Source organism: Arthrobacter sp. AFG7.2, assembly GCF_002892835.1.
In the GTDB taxonomy this organism is placed as follows: Bacteria; Actinomycetota; Actinomycetes; order Actinomycetales; family Micrococcaceae; genus Arthrobacter.
Map to the genome: position 1 here is coordinate 1 of NZ_PJMB01000013.1, position 26977 is coordinate 26977.

Annotated in this window: 24 protein-coding genes; 10 read left to right on the forward strand and 14 right to left on the reverse strand. The window is 63.6% G+C overall.

Features of this window, described 5'->3' with window-relative positions:
* The first annotated feature begins 1308 nt into the window (after positions 1-1308).
* Both CXX84_RS19030 and CXX84_RS19440 read left to right on the forward strand, forming a co-directional pair.
* Positions 1309-1590 (forward strand): hypothetical protein, encoded by a 282-nt coding sequence (locus tag CXX84_RS19030; RefSeq protein ID WP_146031891.1) that lies wholly within the window; start codon positions 1309-1311, stop codon positions 1588-1590.
* Between the two features lie 372 nt (positions 1591-1962).
* Positions 1963-2094 (forward strand): hypothetical protein, encoded by a 132-nt coding sequence (locus CXX84_RS19440; RefSeq protein WP_262982129.1) that lies wholly within the window; start codon positions 1963-1965, stop codon positions 2092-2094.
* 49 nt (positions 2095-2143) lie between these two features.
* Here CXX84_RS19440 and CXX84_RS17440 read toward each other — a convergent pair whose 3' ends face one another.
* From CXX84_RS17440 to CXX84_RS19190, 8 genes are all read right to left on the reverse strand, one after another.
* The gene (locus tag CXX84_RS17440; RefSeq protein WP_189337641.1) at positions 2144-2476 is read right to left on the reverse strand and encodes a helix-turn-helix domain-containing protein; all 333 of its coding nucleotides are present in this window, start codon (positions 2474-2476) and stop codon (positions 2144-2146) included.
* A gap of 66 nt (positions 2477-2542) precedes the next feature.
* Positions 2543-2989 (reverse strand): hypothetical protein, encoded by a 447-nt coding sequence (locus tag CXX84_RS19185; protein ID WP_189337642.1) that lies wholly within the window; start codon positions 2987-2989, stop codon positions 2543-2545.
* Positions 2986-3834 (reverse strand): hypothetical protein, encoded by an 849-nt coding sequence (locus CXX84_RS17450; protein WP_102977998.1) that lies wholly within the window; start codon positions 3832-3834, stop codon positions 2986-2988. Before CXX84_RS17450 ends, CXX84_RS19185 begins: the two co-directional genes overlap by 4 nt.
* A 450-nt stretch (positions 3835-4284) precedes the next feature.
* Positions 4285-5592, reverse strand: coding sequence for a TIGR02679 domain-containing protein (locus CXX84_RS17455; RefSeq protein ID WP_189337643.1), 1308 nt, complete (start codon positions 5590-5592; stop codon positions 4285-4287).
* Positions 5589-9992: an SbcC/MukB-like Walker B domain-containing protein gene (locus CXX84_RS17460; RefSeq protein WP_189337644.1), complete on the reverse strand. Its 4404-nt coding sequence runs from the start codon at positions 9990-9992 to the stop codon at positions 5589-5591. The genes CXX84_RS17455 and CXX84_RS17460 overlap by 4 nt, the downstream gene beginning before the upstream one ends.
* A gap of 88 nt (positions 9993-10080) precedes the next feature.
* Positions 10081-11493, reverse strand: a complete 1413-nt coding sequence (locus tag CXX84_RS17465; protein ID WP_102978001.1) for a DUF2398 family protein — start codon at positions 11491-11493, stop codon at positions 10081-10083.
* Entirely contained in the window at positions 11490-13193 is a 1704-nt protein-coding gene (locus CXX84_RS17470) for a DUF2397 domain-containing protein (RefSeq protein WP_223253148.1), read from the reverse strand. The genes CXX84_RS17465 and CXX84_RS17470 overlap by 4 nt, the downstream gene beginning before the upstream one ends.
* 429 nt (positions 13194-13622) lie before the next feature.
* Positions 13623-14054 (reverse strand): hypothetical protein, encoded by a 432-nt coding sequence (locus tag CXX84_RS19190; RefSeq protein WP_189337645.1) that lies wholly within the window; start codon positions 14052-14054, stop codon positions 13623-13625.
* A 74-nt stretch (positions 14055-14128) separates the two neighbouring features.
* Between CXX84_RS19190 and CXX84_RS17480 the strand changes: the two genes are divergently transcribed.
* Positions 14129-14482, forward strand: coding sequence for a hypothetical protein (locus CXX84_RS17480; protein WP_102978002.1), 354 nt, complete (start codon positions 14129-14131; stop codon positions 14480-14482).
* A 153-nt stretch (positions 14483-14635) separates the two neighbouring features.
* On the opposite strand, the gene CXX84_RS17485 is transcribed toward CXX84_RS17480, so the two are convergent.
* Positions 14636-14926, reverse strand: coding sequence for a hypothetical protein (locus tag CXX84_RS17485; RefSeq protein ID WP_146031892.1), 291 nt, complete (start codon positions 14924-14926; stop codon positions 14636-14638).
* Positions 14927-15313: 387 nt separating this feature from the next.
* On the opposite strand from CXX84_RS17485, the gene CXX84_RS17490 reads away from it, so the two are divergent.
* From CXX84_RS17490 to CXX84_RS19570, 3 genes are all read left to right on the forward strand, one after another.
* Positions 15314-15964: a hypothetical protein gene (locus CXX84_RS17490; RefSeq protein ID WP_223253149.1), complete on the forward strand. Its 651-nt coding sequence runs from the start codon at positions 15314-15316 to the stop codon at positions 15962-15964.
* 1120 nt (positions 15965-17084) lie between these two features.
* Positions 17085-17993, forward strand: coding sequence for a hypothetical protein (locus CXX84_RS17495; RefSeq protein WP_317614961.1), 909 nt, complete (start codon positions 17085-17087; stop codon positions 17991-17993).
* A 105-nt stretch (positions 17994-18098) separates the two neighbouring features.
* On the forward strand, positions 18099-18569 hold the full coding sequence (locus tag CXX84_RS19570; protein ID WP_102978005.1) for a CPBP family intramembrane glutamic endopeptidase: 471 nt from the start codon (positions 18099-18101) through the stop codon (positions 18567-18569).
* 12 nt (positions 18570-18581) lie between these two features.
* Here CXX84_RS19570 and CXX84_RS17505 read toward each other — a convergent pair whose 3' ends face one another.
* On the reverse strand, positions 18582-18881 hold the full coding sequence (locus CXX84_RS17505; RefSeq protein ID WP_102978006.1) for a hypothetical protein: 300 nt from the start codon (positions 18879-18881) through the stop codon (positions 18582-18584).
* A 543-nt stretch (positions 18882-19424) separates the two neighbouring features.
* Positions 19425-21239, reverse strand: a complete 1815-nt coding sequence (glsA, locus tag CXX84_RS17510) for a glutaminase A (RefSeq protein WP_102978007.1) — start codon at positions 21237-21239, stop codon at positions 19425-19427.
* Between the two features lie 240 nt (positions 21240-21479).
* Between glsA and CXX84_RS17515 the strand changes: the two genes are divergently transcribed.
* From CXX84_RS17515 to CXX84_RS17525, 3 genes are all read left to right on the forward strand, one after another.
* The gene (locus CXX84_RS17515) at positions 21480-22334 is read left to right on the forward strand and encodes a MerR family transcriptional regulator (RefSeq protein ID WP_102978008.1); all 855 of its coding nucleotides are present in this window, start codon (positions 21480-21482) and stop codon (positions 22332-22334) included.
* Positions 22335-22383: 49 nt separating this feature from the next.
* The gene (locus CXX84_RS17520; RefSeq protein ID WP_223253150.1) at positions 22384-23061 is read left to right on the forward strand and encodes a maleylpyruvate isomerase family mycothiol-dependent enzyme; all 678 of its coding nucleotides are present in this window, start codon (positions 22384-22386) and stop codon (positions 23059-23061) included.
* 127 nt (positions 23062-23188) lie between these two features.
* Complete coding sequence (locus CXX84_RS17525) at positions 23189-24076, forward strand: SMP-30/gluconolactonase/LRE family protein (protein WP_102978010.1); 888 nt, start codon at positions 23189-23191, stop codon at positions 24074-24076.
* On the opposite strand, the gene CXX84_RS17530 is transcribed toward CXX84_RS17525, so the two are convergent.
* Complete coding sequence (locus CXX84_RS17530) at positions 24073-24669, reverse strand: dihydrofolate reductase family protein (protein WP_102978011.1); 597 nt, start codon at positions 24667-24669, stop codon at positions 24073-24075. The two genes, CXX84_RS17525 and CXX84_RS17530, sit on opposite strands and share 4 nt — an antisense overlap.
* 114 nt (positions 24670-24783) lie before the next feature.
* On the opposite strand from CXX84_RS17530, the gene CXX84_RS17535 reads away from it, so the two are divergent.
* Positions 24784-25443 carry a cyclodeaminase/cyclohydrolase family protein gene (locus CXX84_RS17535; RefSeq protein WP_102978012.1) on the forward strand — a complete coding sequence of 220 codons (660 nt, stop codon included), beginning with the start codon at positions 24784-24786 and terminating at the stop codon, positions 25441-25443.
* Positions 25444-25508: 65 nt separating this feature from the next.
* Here CXX84_RS17535 and CXX84_RS17540 read toward each other — a convergent pair whose 3' ends face one another.
* Both CXX84_RS17540 and CXX84_RS17545 read right to left on the reverse strand, forming a co-directional pair.
* Positions 25509-26210, reverse strand: coding sequence for a phosphatidylinositol kinase (locus CXX84_RS17540; RefSeq protein WP_102978013.1), 702 nt, complete (start codon positions 26208-26210; stop codon positions 25509-25511).
* Between the two features lie 49 nt (positions 26211-26259).
* Entirely contained in the window at positions 26260-26931 is a 672-nt protein-coding gene (locus CXX84_RS17545; RefSeq protein WP_102978014.1) for an MSMEG_4193 family putative phosphomutase, read from the reverse strand.
* Positions 26932-26977 lie beyond the last annotated feature (46 nt).

Below are 26977 nucleotides of genomic sequence, written 5' to 3' on the forward strand. Positions count from 1 at the left end.
CGGCTGGGAAAACTCACACCCATCGAATATGAAACAATCAACCGGGCCGCGCTCAAAGCGGCCTAAGACCCCGAGTCAACAAAAGCCGGGGCAGTCCCTGTGCCCGATGAAGCTGAGTAGATCTGATGGTGTTGTGATCGTGAGCTTTTCCATGATCCCGGTTTTCCCTTCACCCTTGTGTTGCTGTGGGTTTCTGCGGTTGTTGGTTGTGGGCGTCGTTCTGGTAGGGGACCACTCGCTGGGCTGAGGGGCCGGAGTGCAACTTGGGGAACCGGCGACGGGGCGAAAACTTCATCCGGGGGACTGCTTCCACGATGTGTGTGGAGAAGTTTTCGGTTCGGGGTCGGCGCGATAGCGCCCTGGTTGCGCAGAGGACCCGCCCAGCGATCATGGTACGTATCAGAATGACAAGCAGCGATAGACCTAATGCCAGTCCATCGACGCCAAACGATTCCGCGGCATGACTTATTAGCATCGGGCCGGTTGAGAACACTTGCAGCCATGGTGGCCCGGCATGCGGAGCGGCCACAAAGTGGAATGGTGCCGGATTTTACGATCGCAAAAGTCTGTTGAAGGGCCGATCCGAATCTGTCAGGACAATGAAGAACCGCATCCCTCCATTGCGGGATGCGGTCGCTGGCTTGAACGCTTTGGCGGGGGCGAAATCGGGTGTGTACATTGTCCACACTTTTGGCTTCGGATTGGAGGGTACAGGCCTCGGATTGCGTGGTATTCCGCATGTTTCCGCGGGTTCCCAGTGTTTGTAAGGCCTTGAATGCAGTTCGAGTCCCACCTCGGGCACAGCATATCCCCTCGTCAGAGGGGTTTTTGCTTTAACGTGTTGACATGGCTTGTGGTGGCGTCCCTCTGACGCTAGGTGCGCGGGCTGTGGCCTGGCTGCCGCGGAGCCTATTCAGGTGTGTGGGGAGACGGGATCAGGACCTTGGCTAGTGGTCCTCCGCCTGCTGTGGTGGGGTTTGTGCCGTACCTCGTTCCAGTGCATCTGGTTGGCGTGGTTGTCGAACACCTGTTCATGGTTCAGGGTTGTGGGCACTGCATGACCTCGCACACTTTTCCTTTCGGAGCTTGGGGCGCGGCTCTTCGCAGATGATCAGGAGCGCTGCCGGGGCGTTTGGGGTGCCAAAGAGGGTGTTGACAGTGTCAACACTTACATCTGCTTTATGGCGTTGCCGGGGCTGTCGTTGATCGAGGTGTTAGCGATGGTCGAAAAGTGAGCCATTTCGCGGGCGGCGGATTCCAGCAGTCGTTGCAACATTTTATGGCTCTACCGCGGATGAAGATGACCGCATGATTGAAGGCGGGCTTCTCTACCGGCCGAAGTGGGACCGCGCCCCCTACGACCGCAGAAACCTCGTCGTTGTCGACTGGGCAGGATCAGACATCAAAGTGGAATCGCAAACTGAGAAAAAGCTCGACAACTCGATACAACACCGCGTAATTCGGAACTTGCTCGAGGGAACCGAAAGCTGGGATGTCGTCATCGACGACGATGGCCCGGGCGAGATTGCTGAACGTCGTCGCTATGAGGCTGGACGACGAGGGGCTCCTCGTGCGTCTGGTGCACTGTAAATATTCAGGCGGTCCTACGCCTGGTGCACGTGTAGCCGACCTCTACGAGGTCTGCGGGCAGGCCGAGAAGTCTGTAGCCTGGCGGCGCAGCGACCTCGGACCGTTCTTCAAGCAACTCGCCCGGCGCGCCCAACTAATGCACCAGCGGACGGGCACAAGCCCATTCGAAGTCGGATATGCCGCCGGACTGCTTCTGCTTCAGGCTCAGGCCCAAGTCCTCCGCCGTAGGATGGAAATCGTTATCGTCCAACTGGGCTGAGCGCCTCGCTGCTGAGCCAACAGCAAGCTGACCTGCTCGCCTCGGTTGAAACGTACGTCAAGACTACGATCAACGCTCCACGCACCATCTGGTGTTCAGCTTGACTAACATTCATGGCTGGGGGAGCATGCGACGTGAATCCCGCGCTGAAGCACCGGTTCGACGGCATCCACATCATCGGCAGCCACGACCCCGGACGGTCGCTGCTCGAAGCGGCTGTTCGCCGACGGCATGCTGGGGGCTAGCCGCGCCCGGCCAAGGCGCTACGCGGTATTCCTGCGAGGCGGATCGGCTTTAGCTTTGCGGGGCCTCGTCCTGGTGCTTTGGGACAAACGTCAGGCGGGCGTTCAAAGCCCCGGCCAGCTTCAGGAGCGTATCACGGGTGGGATTGCCCAAGCCGCGCTCTATTCGGCTTATGTCGGCCTGCTGTATGCCTGAAAGGACGGCAAGTTGCGGCTGTGTGAGGTGCGCGGAACTTCGAGCAGCTGTGAGGTCATGGCCAAGGGCGATTTGGTCGCTGACTTCTGCATCCAGCTGTTCCCCGAGCACGGCGGCAATTTCATGAGCCTCGGGGCTCCATTTCACGCGGGCCTTCTTTGCGACATCACTGTAACTGCGGCTCGGCATGGTGTCTCCTTGCATTGACTTCAGATACCAGTATGTGCGTTACCACATACTGGTGTCAAAGGAGGCTCACTTCTCCTTCTTCCAGGCCTTCAGGTGCTTTCGTGCCTTCTTTATCTCGCTCTGTTGCCGTTTGTCCGAGGGATCCTTGCCCTTATCGTAGCCCTGGAACAGCAGGACGATCCGTTGCCCGTGGAAGGTGCAGAAGATCCTGAGGAGGATTGTTTTGTCACCTCCGGGCACGGAAATATGGTCATCTTCGCTTGCACCCCGGTTGAGGATTGCGTTCAGGGAGGCTCGTATGCGGAGTTCGTAGAGTCCTTCACCGAGGGCTTTCCCCCACTCGGTTTCACAGATGTCCATGCCTAGGGGTTCCAGCACATGCTCGATGGTCGCGTCCACAATGGCCTGGTCATACTCGTGCAGTTTCAGGTACCACTTTTCAAATGGGCTGCGGCCATAATTGTCCACCCACGACTCTACGATCCAGGGCTGCGGGTGTTCACCGTCGGTCACTGCGGGTCCTTGGTGGTTGAGGTGGCGTTGATGCCCTGGGCGGCATTTTGTGCGAGGAGCCGCAGTGCCTCGCGGTGGTCACTGCTGTAGGGGTAGCTGAGTGCCCGGTGCCACTGTTCGCTGCGTCCGAGCGGGTGGCGGGCCGATGGCACCAGCTGCGGCTTCTCCAGAAGGAGGTGTGCTTTCCTGAGCTGCTGGTACCCGCGTTCTGCTGTGCGTTCACTGATGCCGTACCACTCCTGGGCGCGTTCGTTGGCCATGATGAAGGTCCGCCGCTTGGCGTTGGGGTCCTGGGTTTCCTTCAGCAGGATGAGGAACATGGCCTTGCCCGGCATTCCCAGTGAGTCGATGGCGCCGGTGGTCCAGAAATCGAAAGGGATAGTAAAGAAGCCCCGCCCTTCCCTGTCGGTTTCAGCGACATCTGACCACGGCTTACCGTCACCATTCTCGCGTTTGAGGAAAATTTCCGGTGTGACTCGGGTGCCTGAGAGTTCCAGGAGGTCCATGGATTCCAGGACCTTCAACGCTGCCCCGGCAGAGCGTGGAGTGCAGTTCAGGAGGCGGGCCCAGACGGCCAAGGGCAGGGGGTCGGCCAAGATTGGCTGAAGTGCATGAATGGACAGCAGGGCGTCGAGTGCGCGTTCCTTGTGTCCGTTTACGAGCTTTGCCAGTACCGTGTCTCCACGGGGCACTGATTCCTGTTGGACGAAGTCCTTGCGAATACGCACGAAACCGCGCCGTGCGGCATGAAGGAGCTCGGTACGTGTTCCGGCTGGCGTGATCGCCGGCAGGTCTTTGATTCCGGTGAAGATCTCGGCGTCACGGTTGTCCGGGTCGGTGGTCATGGTGACAACCTACAGGGCTGGTGTCAATGTTGCACATTGCGTGCGATGCGGTGATCAACGTAGATAGGTGCCAGTGTGTGAGTTACGTGACGATACACGTGACGAGCGTATGCGATCCCCTTGCGAGAACCGATTGAGGGGGCGCAGGGGGCGGCCGGTCACAGTGGGCGTCGTCGACAGGGGCCTCCTATCGACCAATGTGGGGATTTTTTGGTGGATGTTCGGTGAAAATCGCCGGTGGGCAAGGAATCCGACCGGATCTGCACGCAGACCGGGTCGACGACGGCCGCGCGATCCACGAGAACCATTAACCATTTCTCCGGGACAGCGCCGTGCATTCGCGACATAACACTCTGCTGAGGTTCGTTGAACCTGAACCCGCTGGTCGTCCTGAAAATTGACAGGAATCGCCTCGTCTACTCGATTGAGGAGGCGCCATCCAGCCAATTTCTACCAGCCAGCAGACGCATCGTTCGTCAGGTCAGCTAGCAGCGCCGTCAATCGCTCCTCCTCGAAAACTCCGTTCTCGGAGGGGAGCCAAGGAGATACGAGTGCTGGTCCAAACCGCCGCCCAATTATTGCTGACACCTCCGCAGCGATTTGCTCGCCGGCAACGTCCCTGTCGGTACTGAGAAGGATCCGGGCGCCCCCGGCCGCGATGGCGGACAACACCGACCACGCAGCAGATGATGGGCGTCCGTACAGGCACACGAGGGGCGGGCAGGAGACTCCGAGCCGAGTGGCTGCCGCCTCGATCACCGACGGGTTCTCGCAGACCCGCACGACCACTTGGCCAGACCCCAGACCGTTGGGCTGGCGGCCTGCGCGCTCGGCACTGGTCACGGTCCAGTTTTCCGGGGTACGGCATCCCGCGAGGGTCATTCTTGCGGTCAGCCAAACCGGCTCGCCCATCACTGCCGTGACCTTCTTGAGTGCAGGATTCGCGCTCTCGAGCGGCACGTTGAGCACCAAGACCGTAGATGACACCTGGTCACACGAGATACCGGCGCGCGCCCACGTCGCACGCCACGACTGAGCCCGGAGAACCGCTGCGGCTGAATCGACGGCAGCCGCCATCGGGTTATCAACCGCCTCGATTGCCACTGCTCGGGCGACATCGCCGCGCGCCGGTCCGTGATCGAGGTACGCGAACGTTGCTGCGAGTAGACGGGCGACCGCGCGGCCTGCGGGTTGGTCCCGGTCGAGCGCATGTGGGTTGAGCAGCTCCTGTCCAGCGAACTCCGCCAGTCCGACATTACCCAGCTGGCCTCCCGTGCTCCCTGGCTGGGTCGGCAGTGAGGACCAGGCCGCGACGACGACGCTGGCGACCGCGTGCGGCTCCGCACCGAGCCAACGGCGAGCAATGGCCAGTTCCGCAACCGGCCGAGGGACGCCGACGTCGGAGAGCAGATCGGTGAACTCGGAACGCAGCTGCTGCTTAACCTCGGCGGTCCGCCGGCGCTCGGCCGGCTTATCCCGCAGGGGTCCACCGACCGCGGTCAGCAACGTGTCCAGGTCGGCGCCCGCCTTGGCGAGCCCGTCCCGAAGGACTCGTAGCGTGACCGGCTTGCCTGAGAGCTCCCATGCGACACCGAGAATCCGGCCTATATCGTCACGGTGCTCCTCACCGATCGTGACTTGTGTCCGGTCTCCCGTTTTGCCGCCCTCCACCTTCTGGCGCACCTCGGCTAAGAGCGCCGCTGACCCAGGACGTCGAGCCCAACGCAGCAAAGCATCCGGCACCGTTCCGGCGCTCACTCCCATAGCCCAATACCCCGACGCGGGTCGACTATATCTTCCCGGAGATCCTCGTCGCCGTGGGACTCGCGCCCGCTGGTCCCGCCAGCTGGACTGTCGGTGGTTGGCCAAGTGTGCGCGGGCATTGGGATGCGCTCCTGGGTCCCACCGGCGAACAGCCACAGGCCCAGGTCTACACCGGGAAGGGGCGCCGGTGCCCGGTTGACCATCCAGACGGCAGCGCAGGGCACTTGCCGGGACGCGACCAGGGTCTTCGGTCCGGCGAGGATGAAGTCGAAGTCGAACTCGACCAGCATGCCAAGCAGGCTGGAGACGTTGCCTGGGTCGAGACCGTCGAACGCCTCGTCAAGCCAGAGCGGCCGTGGAGAAGTCTGCGAGGTCTGGTACAGGGTCGCGAGCGTGGCCAGCAGCGGCTGCACCATTGTCATCACCTTGCCGCCGCCGGAATCCTGCCCGTGCCGGGCGGTGGTGAGCTCAGTCCACTTCTGTGACGCCCCCTCCTTTGCACTCGCCAAAACCCGCCACTCTGTTACAACAGCGAACCAGTTGCGGTAGTCAAGCTTGTCGACCAGCAGATCCTTCCAGTCCTGCCCGGTCGCGTGCCCTTCGTCCTGTGCGGCGCGGATCTGCCCGGTGAGGAAGGCCTGAACCTGCTCTTGAACCGCGGGGGAGTCGATGCCATCGGTTATAAGGCGCTGGAGGACGTGGTAACCGCCGACGTGCTCTGGGACCGCCTTGCGCTGCAGTCGGACGACGGTGCGGGTCGTGCCGGTCGGGTGCTTGGAGAGTACGACGTTGACGTCGTTGATCAGCTTTTCGGTCTCCTTCACCTTCACGCGGAGGTGGTCGACAAACGTTGAGGACAGCAGCTCCTGCATCACCTCGTGCATCTGCGCGTCGTGGAGCTCGCCGAGTTCCGCGGCCTTTGCTTCCAGCGCCCGGACAGCGACGGCCGGCTCAAGCGACGTGCCGGAGGAGTCGACCATGACCCGGACCTTCGGCAGCCCGGTGTCCTCGTCATGCTCAATGACAGCTGTGCGGCCACCTGTCCGGTTCAGGGTGTTGTTCAGGGCCACGAGGTCCTGTCCGGAAAGCCGGTCGCGGAGTCGGTTGAGGATCTGGTCGCGTTCCGTGATGCCGGCGGGACCGGCGGTCGCGTCGGGCCAGCCGCGCGGCGGACGTCGGTCAGCGCGCAGAGCGCGGGCTTGGCTCACTGCCGATGTCAGCGTCCGGGCCGCGTCGCCTGCGTCGATGCCTCGGGCGGTGGCGAAACCGGCGTTAATCGGCACCCACCAAGCGGCGAGCTTCTCGGCGCGGGAGTCCTCCGCCTCGCGTCGCTTGCCCTCGACGGCTTCGAGGGCGCCAACGGCCTTGACGACCTCTCCACTTAGGTTCCGAATCCGGACATTGAGCTCCTTCTGTTCTTCCTCGAGCCCCTTGATTCGGGCACCGAGCCGTTCGGCTTTGGCAAGCAGTTCTTGGTCTGTCGACCCCAGCGCGTCCTCAGCCGCCTGTAATGCGACCTCCAGGTTCTCCCGTCGTGACGTGGCGTCAAGCGCGAGGCGTTCGGCTTCGTCGGCGGCGGCACCGAGCCGGTAGGCGAGCGCCTGCTTTCCGTCGACGTTGCGCTGCTCGCGCGCCAGCTCCAAGACGCGGGCACCGAGCCGGTCAGCCTCGAGGCGCGCTTCGTGGAGTGCGGCCTCGGTCTCCGAAAGCCGGGTCACGACCAGGTTGTGGTCGGCGGCGTACCCGACCAGGTTGGCCTGCGCCTGGTCCTTCGCGGCCTCGGTGGTCTCGGCCGTCTGGCTCCGGCCGTGCCGGTCGCGCTGCGCCGCATCGAGCTCGATGCCTGCGGAAGCAAGCGCCCTTGCGGCGTCGACGAGCGCGATGTCGTCGGGTGCCGCCTGCGCGAGCGAGTGCATCCGCTCAGCCAATGCCCGGTGCCGTTCGAAGTTCCGGGTGTGCTCGGCGGCGGTCTCGCGCTCGTGGCGTGCCTGTTCGCGTAGCGCGGCGACCCGGCGAGCGAGAGCTGCTTCCCGGGCGGACGCACCGAGCAGGCTGGCTCCGTCTGCGGACGGGACTGCGCGTCCGGTCGTGGTTGGCGTCATCCAGGAGCCATCGCTGGCCACGTGGATGCCCGCCCCCCGTGCTCCGCCACTTGCTCCGCCACGAGCTCCGTCGCTTGAGTCGACGGCCGCAATGGTGCCGTCGTGCCAGATGACCCCGTCGAGCACCCGTCCTGCGGTCTCGGCGAGCGCGGCGAGCGGCTGCCCCTCGTGGACCTTGTCGGCGACTGCGAGGACCGCCCGAAGCCGGTTCCCGTCGGTGTGATCGGACAGGGTGGCGAGGGTGAGGACTTGGTCGTGCCCGTCGCGGTCAGCGACCCACACTCCGTCGGGAGTCACCCAGACGTCGAGGAGGCCAGCGCCGGCGAGTGCTGCCTCCAGGCCTGCGAGCTGTGCGTCGCCTAGGTGGGGGAGCGGGTCGAGCAGCTCCCACAGCGGTGCGCCGGCCGGTCCCGAGCTGGGACGGGTGCGTCGCAGCCAAAGGTGTGGGTTAGCCGGAACCGGGACCGGTTCGGCCTCGACCCGCGCCGCCTCACCGTCCAGTGCGTCTGCGCGGTCGGAGGCTGCGGCGGCGGCGTTGCGGGAGGTGACGACGGCGGCCGCAACCGGCTCGACCGCTGGGGTCAGCCACTCGTCGCGGATCAGGCGCGCGAGTGTCTGCGCTGGCATGGGCTGCTGGCACGCCGAGAGCACCACGGTCAGCCACCGTTCACGGACCAGTACCGCCGGTGCGGTCGGCTGCTCGTGCTGGCCCACGGTTGCGGCCCAAGCTTCGAGCTCGTCGGAGAGCGCTTGGGCGGCGAACTCGTAGCTGCCCTCGGCAGACTCATGCGCAATCCGGCGATGGCGCTCACGCTTCTCGGCATCTGCGAGCAGCTCGAGCGCGCGCTCATGCCGGTCGGTCGCCTCCTTCGCCCTGCCAGAGAGGCTGCGGGCGTGCCGGACGTGTTCGGACCGATGTCCGATGGCGGTCAGCAGCCGCTGGCTGTCGTGAGCCGCCGCCCAGGCGGCCGCGTCCGGGAGGCCGGCCTCGCTGCCCGCGGTCCCGGCCAGTTCGACCTGCGCGGCGAGGGCCTGCTCGGTGCGCTTGAGGTCGCCCTGTGCCCCTTCGAGGTCGTCATCGGCCTGTCGGGCCGTTGCTCGGGCGGCGGTGCCGGCATTGGCGCAGTTTTGCTCGTCCTCTCGGGCACGCCTCGCCTGCTCGGCCAGGTCGGTGACCTGTCGGCCGGCTTCAGCGGCGGCGCGGTAAGCCCGGGATGCGAGGAGAGTGTCGCGGCGGCTGGTCGTGGCCGTGCGGTCGGCGTCGTTCTGTTGTTCGGCGGCTTCGGCGGCCTCACACTCCTCTCGGGCTTTCTTTTCCATCTGCTCCGCGCGGCCGCGTTCGCGCGTGACATCATCGAGGACGGTGACCGCGGAGACCAGGTCGTCGGCGGCACGACGCAGGACTGCGTCGGCCCAAGGGTTCCACGTCGAACGCAGGTAGGCGGTGACCGCCTCCTGTGCCTCGCGGGCGTCGTCACGGTCTTTGGCGAGCTGGCCGAGCTGGTCCCACCCGTCGGCGAGTTCGTTGATCTCGGAGGTCTCTAGCGGAGGAAGCGCCTCCCTGATTCGGTCGACGACCCAAGAAGGGTTCAGCCGGTTCCCGAGCTTTGGAGTACGCAGCGTCTTCAGCAGCTCCACAACCGTTCGAAGGCGATGCGGGTCGGGGAATCCAAACAGGACGGAGGCGACCGTCTTGATGTACTCCTGGCCGTTCAGGTGTCGGGTCAATCCCGGAAGTGCAGGCAGGTCAGGGGCCGGGACTGTTGCCTGCTCTCGCACCAACGTCAGGCCGGCCCGGACCCGTTCAGGTCCGCGATGTGTGATCCAGTGCTTCGTGACATTTGGGGACGTACGCCGTGCCTGCACGAATAGCAGCGTGGTGAAGTACTCGGGGCCGTTCTCGCCTCGGCGGCCGTACTCGATCCAGGTCCAGCCGCGATTCAGTTGGTCCCGGGTCGGCCGTCGGTCTTTCGGGTCGTCGGTCGGCTCAAGATAGTAACGGAAAGTGCGGTGCGACTCCCCGAACGTGTCGACATACCTCGGGGAGAGGTCGCCGGTAAGCATGGTCAGGGTCGTCATTGTCATCATCGTCGACTTGCCCTGCTCGTTCCCACCGACAAACTGGGCGCGTCCGTCTGCGGCCCAGTATTCGGCTGCATCGAACTCCCACAAGTTGACCACGCCGGCGCGTAGCTGCTGCCACCGTTCTCGGCCTGGCTCAGGAAGGCCCCCGGTAATGGCCGCGTGCCGCCACGCGCGCAGGGAATCGTCGCCAAGGGCCAGATCAAGCATTACAGGGGTGCCATCTGGCGGCATAACCATCACCCGCTCCTCGAGCCCGAGGACAGCCCGTCGAAAGTGTTGTTGGCGCTGTCGTTAGTCATGTGTGCCCTCCGAAGGGTTCGGAAACGGTAGGGGTGGCTCGATCGGACAAACCGGCCTTGTCGCCCGCGTAGTCGGTGATGGGGCCGGCGAACAGGGCAACCTGGTCAGGTTCGGGCGCGGGTTCGATAAGTTCGGGGTCGCGGTAGCGGCCGGTGACAGGGGTCAGGTGCCAGGATCCGTCGGCCTCTGTGCGGAGCAGGCCGAGCCACCGCAGGGTTTCCTCTACTGCAGAGCGGAGCTCGGCGGGGTCGTTGCGCAGGTCGACTCGGAACAGGTGCCCCTTCCACTCGGTGAGGTCTTCCAGGACTTCACCGACCTCGCCGCTGGCGAGGTGAACGAACCCCTTGTCGTCGCGGCGCCCGTCGCGGCCGGCCTTGTCGGCGACCATCAGGGCCGCCCAAGACTCGGTCTTCGCCGTTGGCCACAGGGCAGTCGCGGGGCATTCGTCCTCGCGGCTGATCCACACCAGACCCTCGGCGCGCGCTTCGACAGATCCGCCGATAAGACCGATCAAGTCGGCGGCGCGCAGGCCACGCTGCCCTCGGGCGAGCTCGGCCTCGTCACCGGGAAGGTCGGCGTACAGGAGGGCCGGGGTCTCGACCAGGGTGCGAAGGTGGCGGACAACGCGACTCGCCTGCCGCTGCGATTCCCAGATCGCGTCTGGCGAATCGTCATCGGCCGACGGACCAGGCGTCGGGGATGATGCGGCGGGCCCAGCCCCGTCGACTAGGTGGGGTCCGCGTAGCTGAGCGAGCTGGGCTTGCTGATGCGCGGCGAGCGCGATCGTGTCCGGGCTGACGAAGAGCAGGAGCGCCTCGCGGTCCACGTCGTAGCCGGCACCGATGCCGGTGCGGGCCTCGGCCCACTCCTGCACGTCGGTCACCAACGTGGTCCGCTTGCGCAGTACACCCCAGAACTCCAGGAGCGCGGCCGCCTTCACCAGCGCGCGCCGTTCGGCGAGCAGGTCAGGGTCGTACGGGGTCATCCGGCGCTCGCCGCTGGAAGAGATCTCGGCGACGAGCCCGGAGAGCTTCACGAGCGTGACGCCTCCTTCGACCTCCTCACACGCAGCCGCGAGCAGGGCGGTGAGGGTGAGCACTCTCTTCGGGGGCAGATCCAGTGGCCGAGGCGGGGCGGTCACCGCCCCGAGAACCGGGTTGCGGACGAGCCGGATCGCGCCGCCCAAGTGAGTGCGCCGGTAGTCCAGTCGCTTGCAGTAGCCGTCGATCTCCTTCGCGTAGCGTAGGACGTCGCGGTACAGCTGTGTGTCGATGTGGGCGGTAACCAGCGGCCGGCACAGCAACCGCAGGAACGTCTGCCGTGCCTGAACCTCCTCGCTCGACGGAGCCGCCTGCCTGGCGGGAGCATATTCCGGGACAGAAGGTGCCCGATAAGTCGCGCTGTTCATCGCCTCGTCCCGTTCACGCTCACCACGAGCTCGCCGCCATGTGAGCCTCCGGCGGTGTCGCCGCTACCGCTACTGGCAGGGATGATGCCGCCGGTGAGGGAGGGTGCGTCGACCGCCCGGGTAATGCTGACTGTCAAATCCCGGTAGACCAGCCGACCCTCGGGCAGCCAGATGACCGCATCGGGCGTACCGACCGGCGGGACTGTCGCCGAAAGGTCCCACAGCCCGTCACCGGTACGGGCGAGGACCACCGTCCCGGGTGCAGGCTCATGAGCGTCGTTGCGGCGCATGTCGGCGATCGTGGAATCGAGAACCATCACGAACTCAGTCAGGTGCTCGGCCACCTTGCCGCTGAGGTCGTTCCACTGCGACAACCGGTTCCCGGACAGAGCGAGCAGCCGCTCCCAAGTACGGGTTTCTTCACGGGCGGCCTTGATCGCCGCCTGCCGGGCGGCCTGCTTGCCAGCGGTCCGGTCATACATCCGCGACGGGCCGCTGCGGCCGGACCGGGGTCCCAGGCGACGTAGCCGGGCCTCGACCGGCGCAGGGTCGGCCTCCCAGAAGGAGAGCGCATCCGAGCCATGACCCGGATGAGGTGCGGACGGGCCTAGGTGGCGCGCGGAGAACAGGCCAGTGTAGGTGGTCCACACGTGCCACGCCTCGTCATCATCGCTGGAGCGGTCGAGGCGTTCGGCGAGGTTGAGCAGCTCGCTGCGCCGCGAGACGTGCCCGCCGACCGCAGCGAGGGCGCGTTTGCCGCGCACCATCGGCACGATCGTGTCGCGCATCTGTCGGCGTAGCGACCCCGCCTGGCTGGTCGGGCCGTCGAACCAGGACAGAACGCGGCCCACGACGCCGACGATCTCGGTAGCGAACTGTATGAGCACTTCCTCGGCGGCGTCCGATCCTGCCATGTGGAGCGCAACGTGCCGGAGCGCGACGTCGGGGACCGAAAGAATCGCGCGGGCGTCTCGGCTGATGTCGGCGGAGTAAATGTCGATGCCGGCGCCCCACATGGACACATAGCTGGACAGAGTGTCATTTAGCGCAGCAATCTTGTCCGCGTCCGGGCTTCCAGACAGAGCGGCCGCGAGGCGCGCCTGCCAGCCAGTAGCGGCGTCTGACATATTCTGCATCGTCGGGGTGATCACGCCCCACGCAGCCGCTGCGGCGGCGGGGTCCGTCTCGATGGTCGCCCGCATCTGGGCGAGCTGAGCCGCGATGACCGGTGGCGCCAGCGTCGCCGCGATCGCGGAACTGCTCTCGGTGCCGAGAGAACGGACCGCTCGGTGGAGATGGGCGGCTTCTTCGGAGAGCTGGTAGCGGCCACGGTGCCGGGTGAAGTCCTCGTCGGACCGAACCTTGTCCTCCCAAGTGTGGATGACACCCCAGCCGGCGAGCTGCGCCAGACGGTTGTCCAGGTTGAGGGCGTTCGGGCTGAGCACAGCGGCGAGAGTCTGGTCATCGCCAATGAGATGCTGGACGAGGCGTTCGCGGATAAAGATTTCGAGCTGGTCATGCGGGATGCCGCTGAGGTACTGCGGCTGGTGTTCGAGCATTACGTCGACGATAAGTCGGTAGACTGGAGCCAGGTTTTCGGTGAGGTAGCTGGCGACGCGCATGACACCGGGAAGGCCGATCGCCCTCCACAAGTCCTCATGAGGACCAGCGGTTCCTGTCCTGGGGTCCTGAGCCAGCATGGGGTCACCTCCTTTTCGGCTTAGCCTAAGCCGATGCACCGACAGCGACCTAGCAAATGCCGGATTCTTTTAACCAAGAGCAGCCATGCTCATCCCAGCAACGCAGCCTCTTCTTCCGTCGGGGCGAACTCCTTCTCCCGGCGCAGCAGCTGATACGAGGCCGGCACTACTGCAAGCCTCCTCGCGTTACCGTTCAGGAGATTGCCGACGGGGGAGTCGCCGTGGAGATATTGGACGACGGCCGGGTTTTTTGTAGGCGGGGGCTAGTGCCTGCGGGCGTGCCCCCCCGGCCGATGGCGCCGGCCCGGGTAAGGCCTCGGATTGATTGTCAGCACAACGGCGAACCGCACGGCTTTCATGCAGGTGGGGTGCGGTGTAGGTTGAAGGCTTCGACGGGCGGAAATCGGGGTGTGGACATTGTCCACAGTCTTAGCTTCGGATCGGGTAGTACTGCACTCGTACTGATTCGGAATCCGCATTTTTCTGCGGGTTCCCGGTGTTTTCAAGGGCTGGAAGACAGTTCGAGTCCCACTTCGGGCACAGTGTTTCCACAGGTAAAGGGCCTGTTGGGCGGTCGAGTGTGTACAAAACCACCAAAAGTGTGTACACGAGCCGGATCAGCAGGTCGATGTGCTCCTGGATAACCTCCGCAACGGTCGGTGTGCGCTTCTCGTTGGAGAGGATGGCATGCTGCGCAATCTCGAAGGACTGGCCGCTGGCATCTAAAAGCCTCTTCAGGGTTTCAGCTTCGACAAGAGTGGCAACTGTGAGCCCTTGGTTGGACCGGGTTTTCGGATCCCGCCAACGCACCATGTAGGACTTGGAACCGTCCTTCTTGGTGCGTGTACTGATGCTGGCCATAGAAAAACGCCATGATGCGCAATAGCTTAGGACGAGGGGGATTGTGACGCTGGCCGGGGACGGCGCTCTGGGCCTTGCTTATCACCGCATCGATCGTTCTCATTGTCATGGGTCTGTGGCGGACCACGTTCTTCATTTACGCCCCTGAACCCGCCATGCAGGAGAAGCCAAGGGTGGGTGCGCTCTACGTCCTTGCCGGCTCGGTGATGTCCCTGGGAGCGGCGGGCATTTCCGCCATCTTTGGCCATCCAAAGTGGATCCGGCCCTTGGTAGCGGCCCCTGCGATCCTGGTGGGCGGCAGCACCTTGATGGACCCGACAAGTCAGTTCCGCCATCTTGCCGCAGCTGTGGCGTTCCCTTTTTCCGTCGTTGCCCTCTACTGGGGATTGCGACATGGAAGTCTGCACGGACTAAAGCAGGGCGGTTAGCGGCCGCATACCAGGAGCTCCACGCATGGTGACACAAGTCGGATGGTGTGCTGCTGTGCGGGGAGTTCTTTTTCAACATCCGCCGACTGGCTTGGCAGTCCAGCACATTCATCTGCGATTTCGAAGTGGGCAAGCGCCAGAGCGGATACGGGGCTAGATAGCGCTGGACTCTCCGCTTGAACCTGACGGGGTGAACCACGCCCAGACACCGTCCTCGGTGATGCGGCCTGTCATGGCACCGAACATCCAGGGAGTGATTCCCGTAGGATCGCCGCCGGCCTTCACAAAATCCTCACGCTTTTTACGGGCGGTTCTGAAGTGCTCGGGCAGGTACAAACCCAGTCCAATGGCGCATCCGAGCACGAAGAACAGGAACGACATAATGCCGTATGGTCGCCCGAAGATCAGGTTGCTCAGGAACACGTATCCAACTGCAAGGCCCACGCCGGCCAGTAGAGCCCAGAACACCGTCCATAATCCGGCCCAGAACTGAAGGGCTCTGTTGCTGGGTCGCTGGTTGGGGTCGTTGTTACGGGGCAGGCTCTTGACGATTTTCCATGGAACCCGAGTGGTCTGTGTGCTTCACAGGAGCAGTTTGAACGGGCGCACCTAGTGACTAAGCCGGCGTCGTTGGGAGCTGGTTCCGTCGAGCCAATTTGGCCGGTTGCCGTTGCTCCTGAGTGCGGGTTCAGGGCCTTAGTATCTACCCCTTGTGGCCGCCAGCGCCCGGGCGTAACGTGCGCATCACAACCGTTGGAGGCCCCCATGTCCGTGCTGCTACGCCGCGCTATAGCCTTTGCATCGATCCTGTCAGTTGGACTACTCGGGTCCGTGGGCCTCTCGGCATGCACCACCGCCGAAGCGCCGCCCCCCGCAGCAACTACGGAAGCTCCCACGGTCGCGCCGCTGCCGGAGAGCGGCAACCTAAACGCCGGCAGCTACCTCGTCACCAGCTTCGCAGAGAATTTCGAGATCACCGTCCCGGACGGCTGGTCGGGCGACGGCGACGGCCTGACCAAGGACGACCCGGATAACCCGGGTGAAGGGGCGGTCTTTGTGGCTTGGTGGCCCGCCCCCTATGTGTCGACGGACCCATGCGCGTGGCATGGGGCGCTCGTCAAGGTCGACCCGCCGGCCAAGGCCTTCGTTGACGCGATGATGGCGCAGACGTCCACGGCGAGCACCCCTCCCGTCGAGGTCATGGTAGGCGATTACTCCGGCTTCGAGTTCGACCACTCCGTCGAGGGTGATGTAGACATCGCAGCCTGCGACGAGGGCAAGTTCTGCATCCACGCAGAATCTGCGTACCAATGCTCACGCTGGTACTCGACGCAGACCGAACGCGAAACCTACCGGGTGGTCGACCTGAACGGCCAGCGCGCTGTGGTCTGGATGGCCCAATACCGGCCACCCATCAATCCGGAGCTGACGACAGAGGCACGCGGCGTCCTCGACTCGATCGTGTTCAAGTCCAACAAATGATCGGCTGATGCGCTAGGTGATCGCCAAGTGAACCCCCGATTTTGGCGACGTTATCCTCGTTCCGTGCCATCTTTCCCGGTGTCGCCCGCGCGGATAAGGAGGACATGAGCGAGTTGGAGCGACTCCAACGACGCGCGTACGAACCGGGTGCCGACATTGCGGGGGATGCGGCGGCTATGGCCCGGCTCTCCCAATTGGAGGCCGCCCAACGCGAGCCGGATTCCGTTGTTGAAGCCCCCACCTCACCGTGGTGGCGCCGACGCCCCAGGTTGACGGTCCGCGGCAGCGCGGCGGCCCTCGCCCTGATTGGGGCCCTCGTCGCGTTTATATCGCAGCAGCTTGCTCCTTGGTCTACTCAAATCGAGACTGACACCTCGATGGCGACAATGCTGCCGACCGGGCCCGCTACGCAGGGACCTCCGGTGCTCACACCGGACGACGTGCTCAGACCCCACTACGTGCTCGCATTAAAGTCGGTCGGGCTGACGCCGATAAGGCCGCAAGACCCGCACGGTACTCTCAACTGGCCAGGTCTTAATACCGGTGAGCTGGCGCGCAACGAGGACTTCCGGGGCCTCGGCGTATGGGGCGGCAAGTCTCGTCACGGCACGTCTGTGTGCTGGTTGCCCACCCCGGCCAGGGGTTCAGGGACGGTATCGGCGACGAAGCGTGTTCTCCTGAAGGCCTCAAGACCATCGCGGAGCTGATGTACAACGGTGACCCGGCGTACAGTATGGGTGATGTTTCACCGGCCTGCCACCCGGCAGTCTCATCCGATTCGTGCTCAAGGGTGACCACGTCGACGTGCACTTATACGTGACGGCCGCTGAACCCAAAGGCGTCGCAAGGCTAGCAGGGGCGCCCGCGCCATCCTCTAATGATTGATGAGTCGTCGTGGTCCCGTGGGAGAAGTCATGCACGCTCACATTGGGGAAGCACTTCCCCATGCGCACAAGGGCAGGCCAAGACCAGACACGCCCAGTTCAGCCAGAACCGCGGCAGCTTCTGCTGGTGTGTAACCAGGGCTTAGTCCTACCATCCCCCCTTTTATATTAGCGGCCGAAATAGGGGGCACCGCGTACTTTCATCGCTTGTCGGCCGAGCGTAAAGTCTTACCACCTTGAGCTACCAGCCAGACGCCACCGTGCAGGACGCAGAGGAAACAACGATGAAAAACTTCAGCGCACGGGTCCGTTACGGAATGAAGACGGCATGTACGGTCCTGGTGGTCCTTGGACTGGCTGCCACAGGAATGGCTCCGGTGTCAGCAACTCCGCCAAGCTCAGATAAGGACCGTCTGGGCAACGACGTTTCGTGGCCCCAGTGCAACAAGGACCTTCCCGCCCCGCAAGCATTCGCGATCGTTGGCGTAACCGGCGGGCTGGCCAATAACACCAACCCTTGCCTTGAAGACCAACTCATTTGGGCCGCTGGCGCTACAGGGAGGTCCTCCCAGCCCGCAGTTGCTTTATACGTAAACACCGCCAACCCGGGGCATGAGGGCTCCTGGTGGCCGGCGTCCGACATCTACCCCCTTGAGGGGGGCGTAGAAGTCCCAAACCCCTACGGGGACTGCCGGGCGCCGTCTGGCGAACCTGAAGGCCCAGTGAACCTCGAATGCTCATACATTTACGGCTACGCGAAGGCTTATGACGACGCCTATATCCGAAACGTGCCAAATCCCGAAACCTATTTCTGGTGGCTGGATGTGGAAACAGGCAATAGCTGGCAAACCGGCGCAGACAACAGCACAGCCCTGAACCGGGCGACCCTTGAAGGGATGGTCAAGTACTTCAAGGACAACACTGCCGGTGTCGGGATCTACTCGACTAGCTCTCAATGGAAAACCATCGCCGGTACCGTCCCATCCGGCAGCCCCCTTACTGCGCTGCCGAGCTGGCTTGCAGGTGCCAAGACCCTGCGGGGAGCGAAGTCGAACTGTTCCCTGCCTGGCCTGACTCCTGGCAGCCCGGTGACAGTGACGCAGTATGTGTCGGCCGGACTCGATTACGACTACTCCTGCAAATAAACAGCACCCTCTGATCCCAAGGAAACACCCACCTGGCGACTCGGCACGCGCCCGCTGATCGCCTTAGGGGCGCTGGCTGGTACCCAGCGGCGGCGGGTTAGCATTATGGCTGGAGTTGGCGAAGAAATCTTCTACCGGTACTGGCTACAGACACGCGCCGAAGCGTCGCTGGGCCGATGGGGCGGCATCGTGCTGGCCACACTTCTGTTCGCACTGATGCACGTCGGCTCGCGGACGAGCCTGGGTTTGGGGGTCGAGGTTGCCGCAGCGATCGTGGTCCAAGGCTCGTTCGGCCTGCTCCTCGCGTACTTATGGGCCCGTTACCGCAACATTTGGCTTGCGATCATCACCCACGTTTTTGCAAACGGGTATGGGGGTCTTCCTTGTGTTGATCTCCGCAGGGTGACTTACGTCGCCCCTCGGAACTGGACTGTGCTCGAATCAGTGGCAGGAATAGGGCAAGGACATCGCAATCAAGGCAATACTCGCGTCAGCTTATTGATCGGGAGTCTCAGAGGCAATCTGGTGCCTCCTCGGCCTGCTTCAAGGAACGTTAACAGAGCGTCGATGAGATGACGGTGGTGTTACTTACCGCGCTACTCTTCGTAGGTCGAGGAACTTTGCCGAGTCGGGGTCTGTGTAGTAGTAGCTCAGATACTTCCGGTTGCCGACGTCCTTGACGTTGATCTCGTCTCCATCACCTCTGCCTTCGATGTTGATGATGACAAACGCCAACTGGGTCCCTGGGTTCCATTCCGTCGTCCAGGTGCCGGCGATGGTATCCGAGGTACCCCAATCCGGTGGGCCGCCGTACTTGCCGTCAAAGGTGGAGGGATAGAAGACGCGATCCGGAAGGTCTACGCCCACAAAAGTACCGTCGTTCTTCAATTCTAAAGTCCCGGTTCTCCCGCCTGGCCCTCCCGCTTCCCAGACACCGACAACTTGGGCAGCTTCGACGGGTTCAGTCGGCGGGTCACAGGCTGATAGCAGGAGGGTTACGGCAATCAGGAACGGCCATCCACGATGCAGTCCTATGGATCCGCGGATGCTCCGTGAGTCGGGCTGCATGGTCTCGTGCCTCTCTGGAGTCCGGGCTGAGTGCTGCAGCCCTCAACGTGTATCACCCGAGTACATGGATAAGCCAGAGCCGATTCTTCGTTTGGCCCGCCACAGATCACCGAACCTCTTTTCCGCTTGGGGAGGAAGATGGTCGCCGACGCATCTTACTAGTTCAACAACCCAGCGTCTTGAAAAACAAAAGCTTTTCAAGACACTGTTCCCGGCCGCAAGAGGGTTTGCGGCCGGCGGAGAAAGCCGAGCACCCCCGTTATCACGAGCTAGCGAACCGAGGCAGGCCGCGACTGGGACGGCGCGTGGATCGATGCCGTAGTGATGAATATGCTCCCGTCCCGGCGCCGATAGTGACAGGAATCAGTCCCGGATCCGTACTGCCGTTTCCCTGAGATAAAGGTCCACCCGGGTGTAGGCGTCTCGGGTCAGGGCTTTCCACAATTCGAGCGCAAGCCGCTCATCCTCCGACTCCAATCGCGATATCGCATCTGCTGTGAGGAGTTTGATGGTGACCTTCCCTGTGGCCCTAACCGTGGTTTCCTGCCGATCATCGCTGCCCAGCGCAAGTTCTCCGAAGGTCATCCCTGCGCTCAGCGTAGTCAGTTTCACCCGATGCCCGGTGGGACCGATCACCGACGTGGTGACGCCGCCGGACAGGATGAAGAACACCCCACCAAAGGATTGACCGATGCGGCGGATGACATCGCCGTCGTTATAGGTTCGGTCTTCCATCCGGTCGGCAAGCTTTTGGATGTCCTCATCGCTGAGCGGACTCAGGGCGGGGCACTGCGAGATGGTGACCCGACTCGGCAAATCCAGTTCGGTGCCGTAGGCCTTGATGAGCCGGTTCTCGCACCATTCGACAGCTGCCGTCCGTGTGTCAAAAGTCGGGACGGCACGGTCGACGTCCCGGAAAGCATCGGCGAGCGTACCTTCCGCATCTATCAGCACCAGCTCCCGGCCGTCAGCGACGAGGTTCTCACGAACCTCGGCAAGGAGGCGCATCGATACGTCGGCAACCTCGTCCACACGACGCAAGTCGAGGATGATGAGTTCCACCTCATCGTTCAGAGTGCTCAATTCCCGGACCATCGATTCCGTGCCGGCGAAAAGGAGGTCGCCGTTCAGCTCAACTACACGGGCGCGGTGACCATGGTCGCGGAGGAGATCCATAGCCTCGTCACTACGCCGGATACCCGAGGGAGCAGCCGAAATGTCGTAGCTCGAGCGAATTGCGGACTTGCCGACACGTGCCGCGCGGACAAAATGGAGCTCCATATCCTGCGAAAGCCGCTGGCTCGTTGCCATGCCGCGCACGCTGCTGCCGTGCTCGTCGAGCGGCGGGGAATAGACGGCCAAGCCCACCTGTCCGGGGAGTACGGAGATGGTCCCGCCCCCGACTCCACTCTTCGCAGGCATCCCGACGGTACTGATCCAGGATCCGGCGTCGTCGTACATTCCGCAGGTGGTCATGACCGAGAGGACCCGCTCCACCGGCAAGATTTCCATCACCTGTTTCCCGGTCCTGGGGTTCCGGCCGCTGTTGGCAAGGGTTGCCGCCATGAGGGCGAGGTCCAAACAGTTCACCAGGACGGAACACTGGCGGAAATAGTCTTCGATGACCGGCACCGGGTCATTCTCGATGATGTTGAAGGACCGCAACAGGTATGCCAATGCCCGGTTCCGGTGACCATGCTCCAGCTCAGAGGCGAAGATCTCCTCGTCAATGGACAGTTCTCTTCCTGCGAAAGCCGAGTACGTGTTGACGATGCGCTTGATCCGGGTGTTGCCGCCCGACGCTTTGATCAGAGAGGTGGCGGTGAGGGCACCGGCGTTGATCATTGCGTTAGCCGGCCGTCCTGTCCCTTCGGCGAGGGAGATCTCGTTGAAGGAATCCCCCGAAGGCTCGACGTCAACCTTCTCGTCCACCTTGTCCAGGCCAAGGTCCGCCAGTGCCAGACCGTAGGTGAAGGGCTTAGAGATGGACTGGATGCTGAACTCTTCCCGGGTGTCCCCGATCTCGTAGATATACCCGTCCACTGTTGTGAGGCAGATCCCGAAGTTGTCAGGGTTGACGTTCGCCATGGCCGGAATAGTGCTGTACGGCTTTCCGTCCTTCAGTTCCGAAATCTCCCGATGAATCCGTGCGAGGTAGCCTTCAATTGGAGATTCCATAGGAGCAACACTATGGGGAGGTCTCCGCGGTGCTCAATTCCGTATCAGGCAGCGCTTCCTATGCGATGAACAGACACGCATGAACAACCAACCGGACCGCGCCCACAGCGGCCTAAGACCCGGAGTGAAAAAACCGGGGCAGTGCACTTTGGGTAGCTGCAGCATCGAGCGCTGAGGTTTTAGGTTCGGACGCGCTGCCAATTTGACCTTGTACCTACTAGAGGCTTCATCGTTGATTGCATGACCAAGCAACCCGTTCTCTCAATCGGGGACTTCACTCAGATGTCCACTCTGTCCGCGCAGACCTTGCGCTATTACCACCTTCAGGGTCTGTTGGTTCCAGCCGAAGTCGACGAGAACACCGGGTACCGCGGGTATACCTTCGATCAAATACACCATGCTCTTCTGATCGTGGCGCTGCGCCGGGCCGCGGTAAGCATCCGTGACATTCGCGTCATCCTGAACGCCCCTGATCTACTACCTGGAGTTCTCAGCGAGCACCAGGCCATGCTCGACCGTCAACGCAGCCACGAAGATCGTGCGATGGCGGAAGCCTGGCAACTTGCCAAAGGATGGCCGATCGCCGATGTCCGGGACAGGGATCCAGGCACAGCCATTACGAGGCGAATACCCGGGGAAGAAGTTGAGCCGGACGACCCACTGCCGCAGCGGATACGCACGGAAGCGTACGCGCTGCAACGCGAGCTCGTCGACGCAGGCGTGGAAACCACCGGATTGCCCTGGTGCCGATACGCACTCCAAACCCCCGAGGACAAAGCAAAAATAGTGATGCCTCAAGGCCCGGATTGGATCGTCGCAGTAGACCTTTCCCGGCCCGAGGATGCCACACACCCATTACCCTCCAGCCATGCCCTCCACAGCTGCTCGAATCGCCGGGAACTTGTCGTTCACCTACCGGCCAAACCCACGATGGTGGCTTATGCCGCTGCGATCGAAAACCTCACCAAAACATGCCGGGATCAGGACCTGGTGCCTGACTTCAATCAGCTCCGTTACGGCCTGGCACATACCCACATCGAACTCGCTCTGGCAGTCACTCCGCTTGATCAGATCGACCCGGCCGATCCCGTCTGACAGGTATTGCCCGTGAATCGCGTCAACGATGAGAAGTATCCTGAGCGATATGACGGGATGGCAGAACGACCACCTATGGGCGCTGGCACACGCCGAGCGCAAAGCTCTAGCAGAGGACCTGTCGAACCTCAGCGCGGAGCAGTGGCAGCAACGCACTCTGTGCGGGCAATGGAACGTCGAGCAGGTCGTCGCTCACCTTACCGCCGCAGCCAGCCTGAATCAGTGGCAGTGGCTGCGCAGCATCCTCGGCGCACGTTTCCGTCCCGACGTGCATAACCAGCGCCGACTGGCCGAGCACCGCGGCAAGACTCCAGAAGAAACACTCGACCGTTTCCGCGCCGTCATCAGGAGCACCAAGGCCCCCTCAGGACACACCCCGGCCTACCTTGGCGAGGTCGTCGTGCACGCCCAAGACATCCGCCAGCCTCTGGGGCTTCCCCGCGCGCCGAGCATAGAGGCGCTGACACCCGTTGCCGGATTTTTTGCACGGCGCGACTTTACCGTTGCCAGCCGTACCCACGTGGCCGGCCTGCAAGTGCGCGCAGACGACGGGGGCTTCGCTGCGGGCACCGGCCCTCTGGTCACCGGGCCGACCCTCGCTCTGGTGATGAGTATGGCTGGCCGCGAGTCTTACCTTTACCAGCTCCACGGCCCAGGTGCGGCAACCCTCCGGTCGCGCCTGCAGGGCACCGCAACCCGAGCCGCCACTGACCAAGACCCCAAATAAGCGTAAACGCTCCAGTTCCAACTCCTGGTGCTCGAGGCCCTTCGCGCTATCGTTCTCCTTAACGAAAACGCCCTGCGCTGCCAGCCAGGGCCACAGAGCTGCACAAACTCGATACCGGAGGCCTTGCATGGGTGACGGACTGACAAGCGGACCGTTGGAGCGCCTGTTCACAGGCTCGGCGTGGGCGGAAGGGCCGGTTTGGGTCCCGTCGTCGCAGACGGTGCGCTGGAGCGATATCCCCAACAACCGCATCATGGAGTTCGACGCGGCCACCGGAGTGACCAAGGATTACGCGGTGGGGGTCGGGTTTACCAACGGCCGGACCCTGGACGCCGACGGAAGTGTTGTGCAATGCAGCCACGGTGGCCGCCGCGTGGAGCGGGACCACGCGGGAACTGTGACGGAGCTGGTTGATTCCTTCCAGGGGCGGCGGCTGAACTCACCCAATGACGTTGTGGTTGCCCGCGACTCCAGTGTCTGGTTTACGGATCCGCCCTACGGGATCCTCCCGGGAACCGATCAAGGCTATGAGGGTGAGCAGGAGTACGGGGGCTGCTATGTCTTCCGTTTCGAGCCTGCCTCGGACAGCCTCACTGCTGTGATTACTGACCTCGTGTATCCGAACGGGCTGGCGTTCTCGCCGGACGAATCGGTCCTCTACGTTACGGACACGGCGGGTCCGGACCGCGGCGTCCCGCTCAGGATCGTCGCCTACGATGTGCGCGGCGGCGTGTGCAGCCCCAGCGGACTCACCCTCGAACTCGGCGAAGGCCACCCGGCCGACGGCCTGCGGGTGGACGTGCAAGGCAGGATCTGGACGTCTGCCGGGAACTCAATCCGGGTCTATTCCCCGTCCTTCCAACTCCTGGACACTATCGAGGTGCCGGAAAAAGTATCAAACCTCTGTTTTGGAGGTCCGGACGGGCAGGACCTGTACATCACCGCGAGCACCAGCCTCTACCGTATCCGCTCCACCACCCGGGACGCAGCCGCCCGCGGCACCATAGCGCTTTAGCGGATCACCCGGCAGCGCAGGTGCGTCACCAACCTGGTACCGCTTGCCTCCGTCTGTTCGAGCTTCAGGTTCCCGACGCCGTCAAAAAGCCGTTCGCCCGATCCCAGAAGCACCGGGGCGATGTGGAGCCGCAGCTCGTCAATCAGCCCCGCCGCCAGGTACTGTCGTGCAGTCTCTGCACCGCCCGCTATCGCCACGTCCTCTCCGCCCGCAGCTTCCCGCGCCTGATCCAGCGCCGACCGGATGCCGTCACTGACAAAGGTGAACGTGGTGCCGCCCTCCATCTGAAGGGGAGGCCGTGGATGGTGAGTGAGGACAAAAACGGGGGCGTGGTACGGCGGGTCTACACCCCACCACCCATGCCAGTCCTCGGCCCACGTTCCGGGACCGGGGCCGGCGAACATGTTCCGGCCCATGATGTAGGCGCGGGAGGAAAGGATGCCCTCAATCGCTGTCGCATTGGCCTCTGGCTCCTCGAACATCCACCGGTGCAGGTCCTCGCCGCCTTCACCCAGGGGAGCGGAGCGGCTCTGGTTCGGGCCGGCGACAAATCCATCCAGGGACACGGTGATGTCACAGGTAACGCTGTTCATGGCTTTCCTTCCCTGTCCGCGCGAACACCGCAACCGGCGCTCAGTGGCGATACTGGCACACCGACGGTGCCGGCAACACCCCCTTATGCCCGGGACCGGGGCAAACTTATAGGCATGACTGATCCTGATGATGTGACAACCCAGAGCTCAACGGTTGAGGAGTGGACACGCGCCTTGGCCGAGTCCAAGGGATCGCCGGGCGGAGGGGCCGGAACCGGGGTAATGCTTGCCATTGCCGCGTCCCTGGCGTCAATGGTCGCCGGCTATACGGAACCCAAGGAGCACCAGAAAGCAGAACTGGCTTTCCTGCATGCACGAGCCCACGGGCTGCGGGAGGCTGCCCTCAAGTTGGCCGACGACGACGCTGCCGCCTCCGAAGCTTTCGGCGCCGCCTTTCGGCTGGACCAGGGTCCGGAACGGGATGCGGCGATACACCGGGCGTCCGTCGAGGCTGCCAAGGCGTCGGCCGTGCTGGGTGAGCGGGCCCTTGCTGCCATTGATGACCTTGGCTGGCTCGCGTCCAACGGCAACCCGGCGCTCATTGCCGATGTCGTCGTCGGATTCGGGGCACTGAGGGCGGCGGTGGCGGGGGCACGCACGAACGTCAGTTTCGACCTCGCCACCATCAGGTCCGCCGGTGCCACGTTGGATCAGGTCCGGGAACAGCACCCGGCACTGTGGGCTGCCGTGGAGCAACTCACGGCAGCGCTTGAGCGCATCGACCAGATCACCGCCGACGTGGATGACCGGGCGGCACCCACCGACGCCGGCTGAATACGAAAAGCCTGCAGTGGGCAGCCGGAATCGCGAACTGCCACATCCGGCGGGCGCAGTGGGCCCTACACGAGCGGCCAGGGGTAGCGCATGCCCGTGCGGTCAACGGGCAGCGTGCCTTCGCGGAGCAGCCGCTGCACCCGCCGCTGCAGCGCGGCCACCTCGCCGTCGTCGAGCAGCCCGGCCACCTCCGGAGGAACGGCCTCCGCGAGGGGACTGCTGTCCTGGAGCAGATTCGGCGGGATTGGTTCCGCGGCGAAGTCCCAGATCACCGTGCGCAGCTTGAACACGGCGGAGAAGCACAGTCCGTGGTCGATGCCCCAGATGCGCCCGTCCCGGCTCCGCAGCACGTGCCCGCTCTTGCGGTCCGTGTTGTTGGTAACGGCGTCGAACAGGGCGATCTGCGACAGCACGCCATACGTCTCGGGAGCTTCCGCATGCAAGGTGAAGTAGTGTTCGCCGAAGTCGCAGTCAACAAACCATTGCAGTGAACCGACGCCCAGGGGAGCGTCTTCGCGGGTCACGGTCAACGGCACCAGGTCCCAGGCCAGGTGGTCGCTGAGCAGGTAGGCTGCGCGCTCCCGCCGGTACAGGCCCGGCTCGAAATCAGACAGCGGCCGTTCTCCCGACTCCGGTTTGTACACAGCGTAGGCCGAGTCGTGCCCGCAGGAGACACGGGTGAGGAAGGTCGCATTGCTGCTGCGCGGAATACGTGCCAGCAGCTCCACCCGGCCTTCGGTGAGCAGCATCAGCTCACGCGTGGACACCGGATGTTCCTGTGCGCGTGGCTGGCACTGGTGCCCACACCGGCGGACGTCACTTCGCCACCAGCCCGGCCAAAGGCTCAGATGTCGAGTTCACCATCAGTACCGAAGGCGCCTGTCCGTCCACGTACGAGATGGCGGAGACCGACGCCGGGCTGATGACAATCCGCTGGAACAGGTCCAGGTGCGTGCCCAAGGCATGGGCAACTGCGGCTTTGATGGGGTCGGCGTGGGAAAAACATACAACGACGCCCCCGGCATGGGCGGCGCGGAGATCATCAAGGGCGCCCACCATGCGCGCCTGCATCTCGGTGAAGCTTTCCCCGCCCGGAAAACGGAACGACGACGGCGTCTGCTGCACGGTGCGCCACTGAGGCAGTCCGGTCAGGTCGGCGAGCGCAGCCCCGGTCCACTCGCCGAAGTCGCATTCGAGCAGTCCGGCGTCCTCCACTACGGGCATACCGGTCCGGGCTGCCGCGGGTGCGGACGTTTCCAGGGCTCGCTCAAGCGGGGATGAGCAGAGGGCGCTGACCGGGAGCCCCGCCAGGCGTTCCGCAACAGCATCCGCCTGGGCCTGGCCCCGCCCGGACAGGTGGAGTCCCGGGGCGCGGCCGGGCAGCACCTTGCCGGTGGTCGGCGTCTCTCCATGGCGTACCAGGAGGAGGAGTGTGCGTTCCGGTTGTACCGGGGGTGTCGGCGGGGCCGACGGCGTCAATGCAGTCATGGATATCCAGCGTAAACGCGGCAAGGGGCCGGGGACGTGGATATCG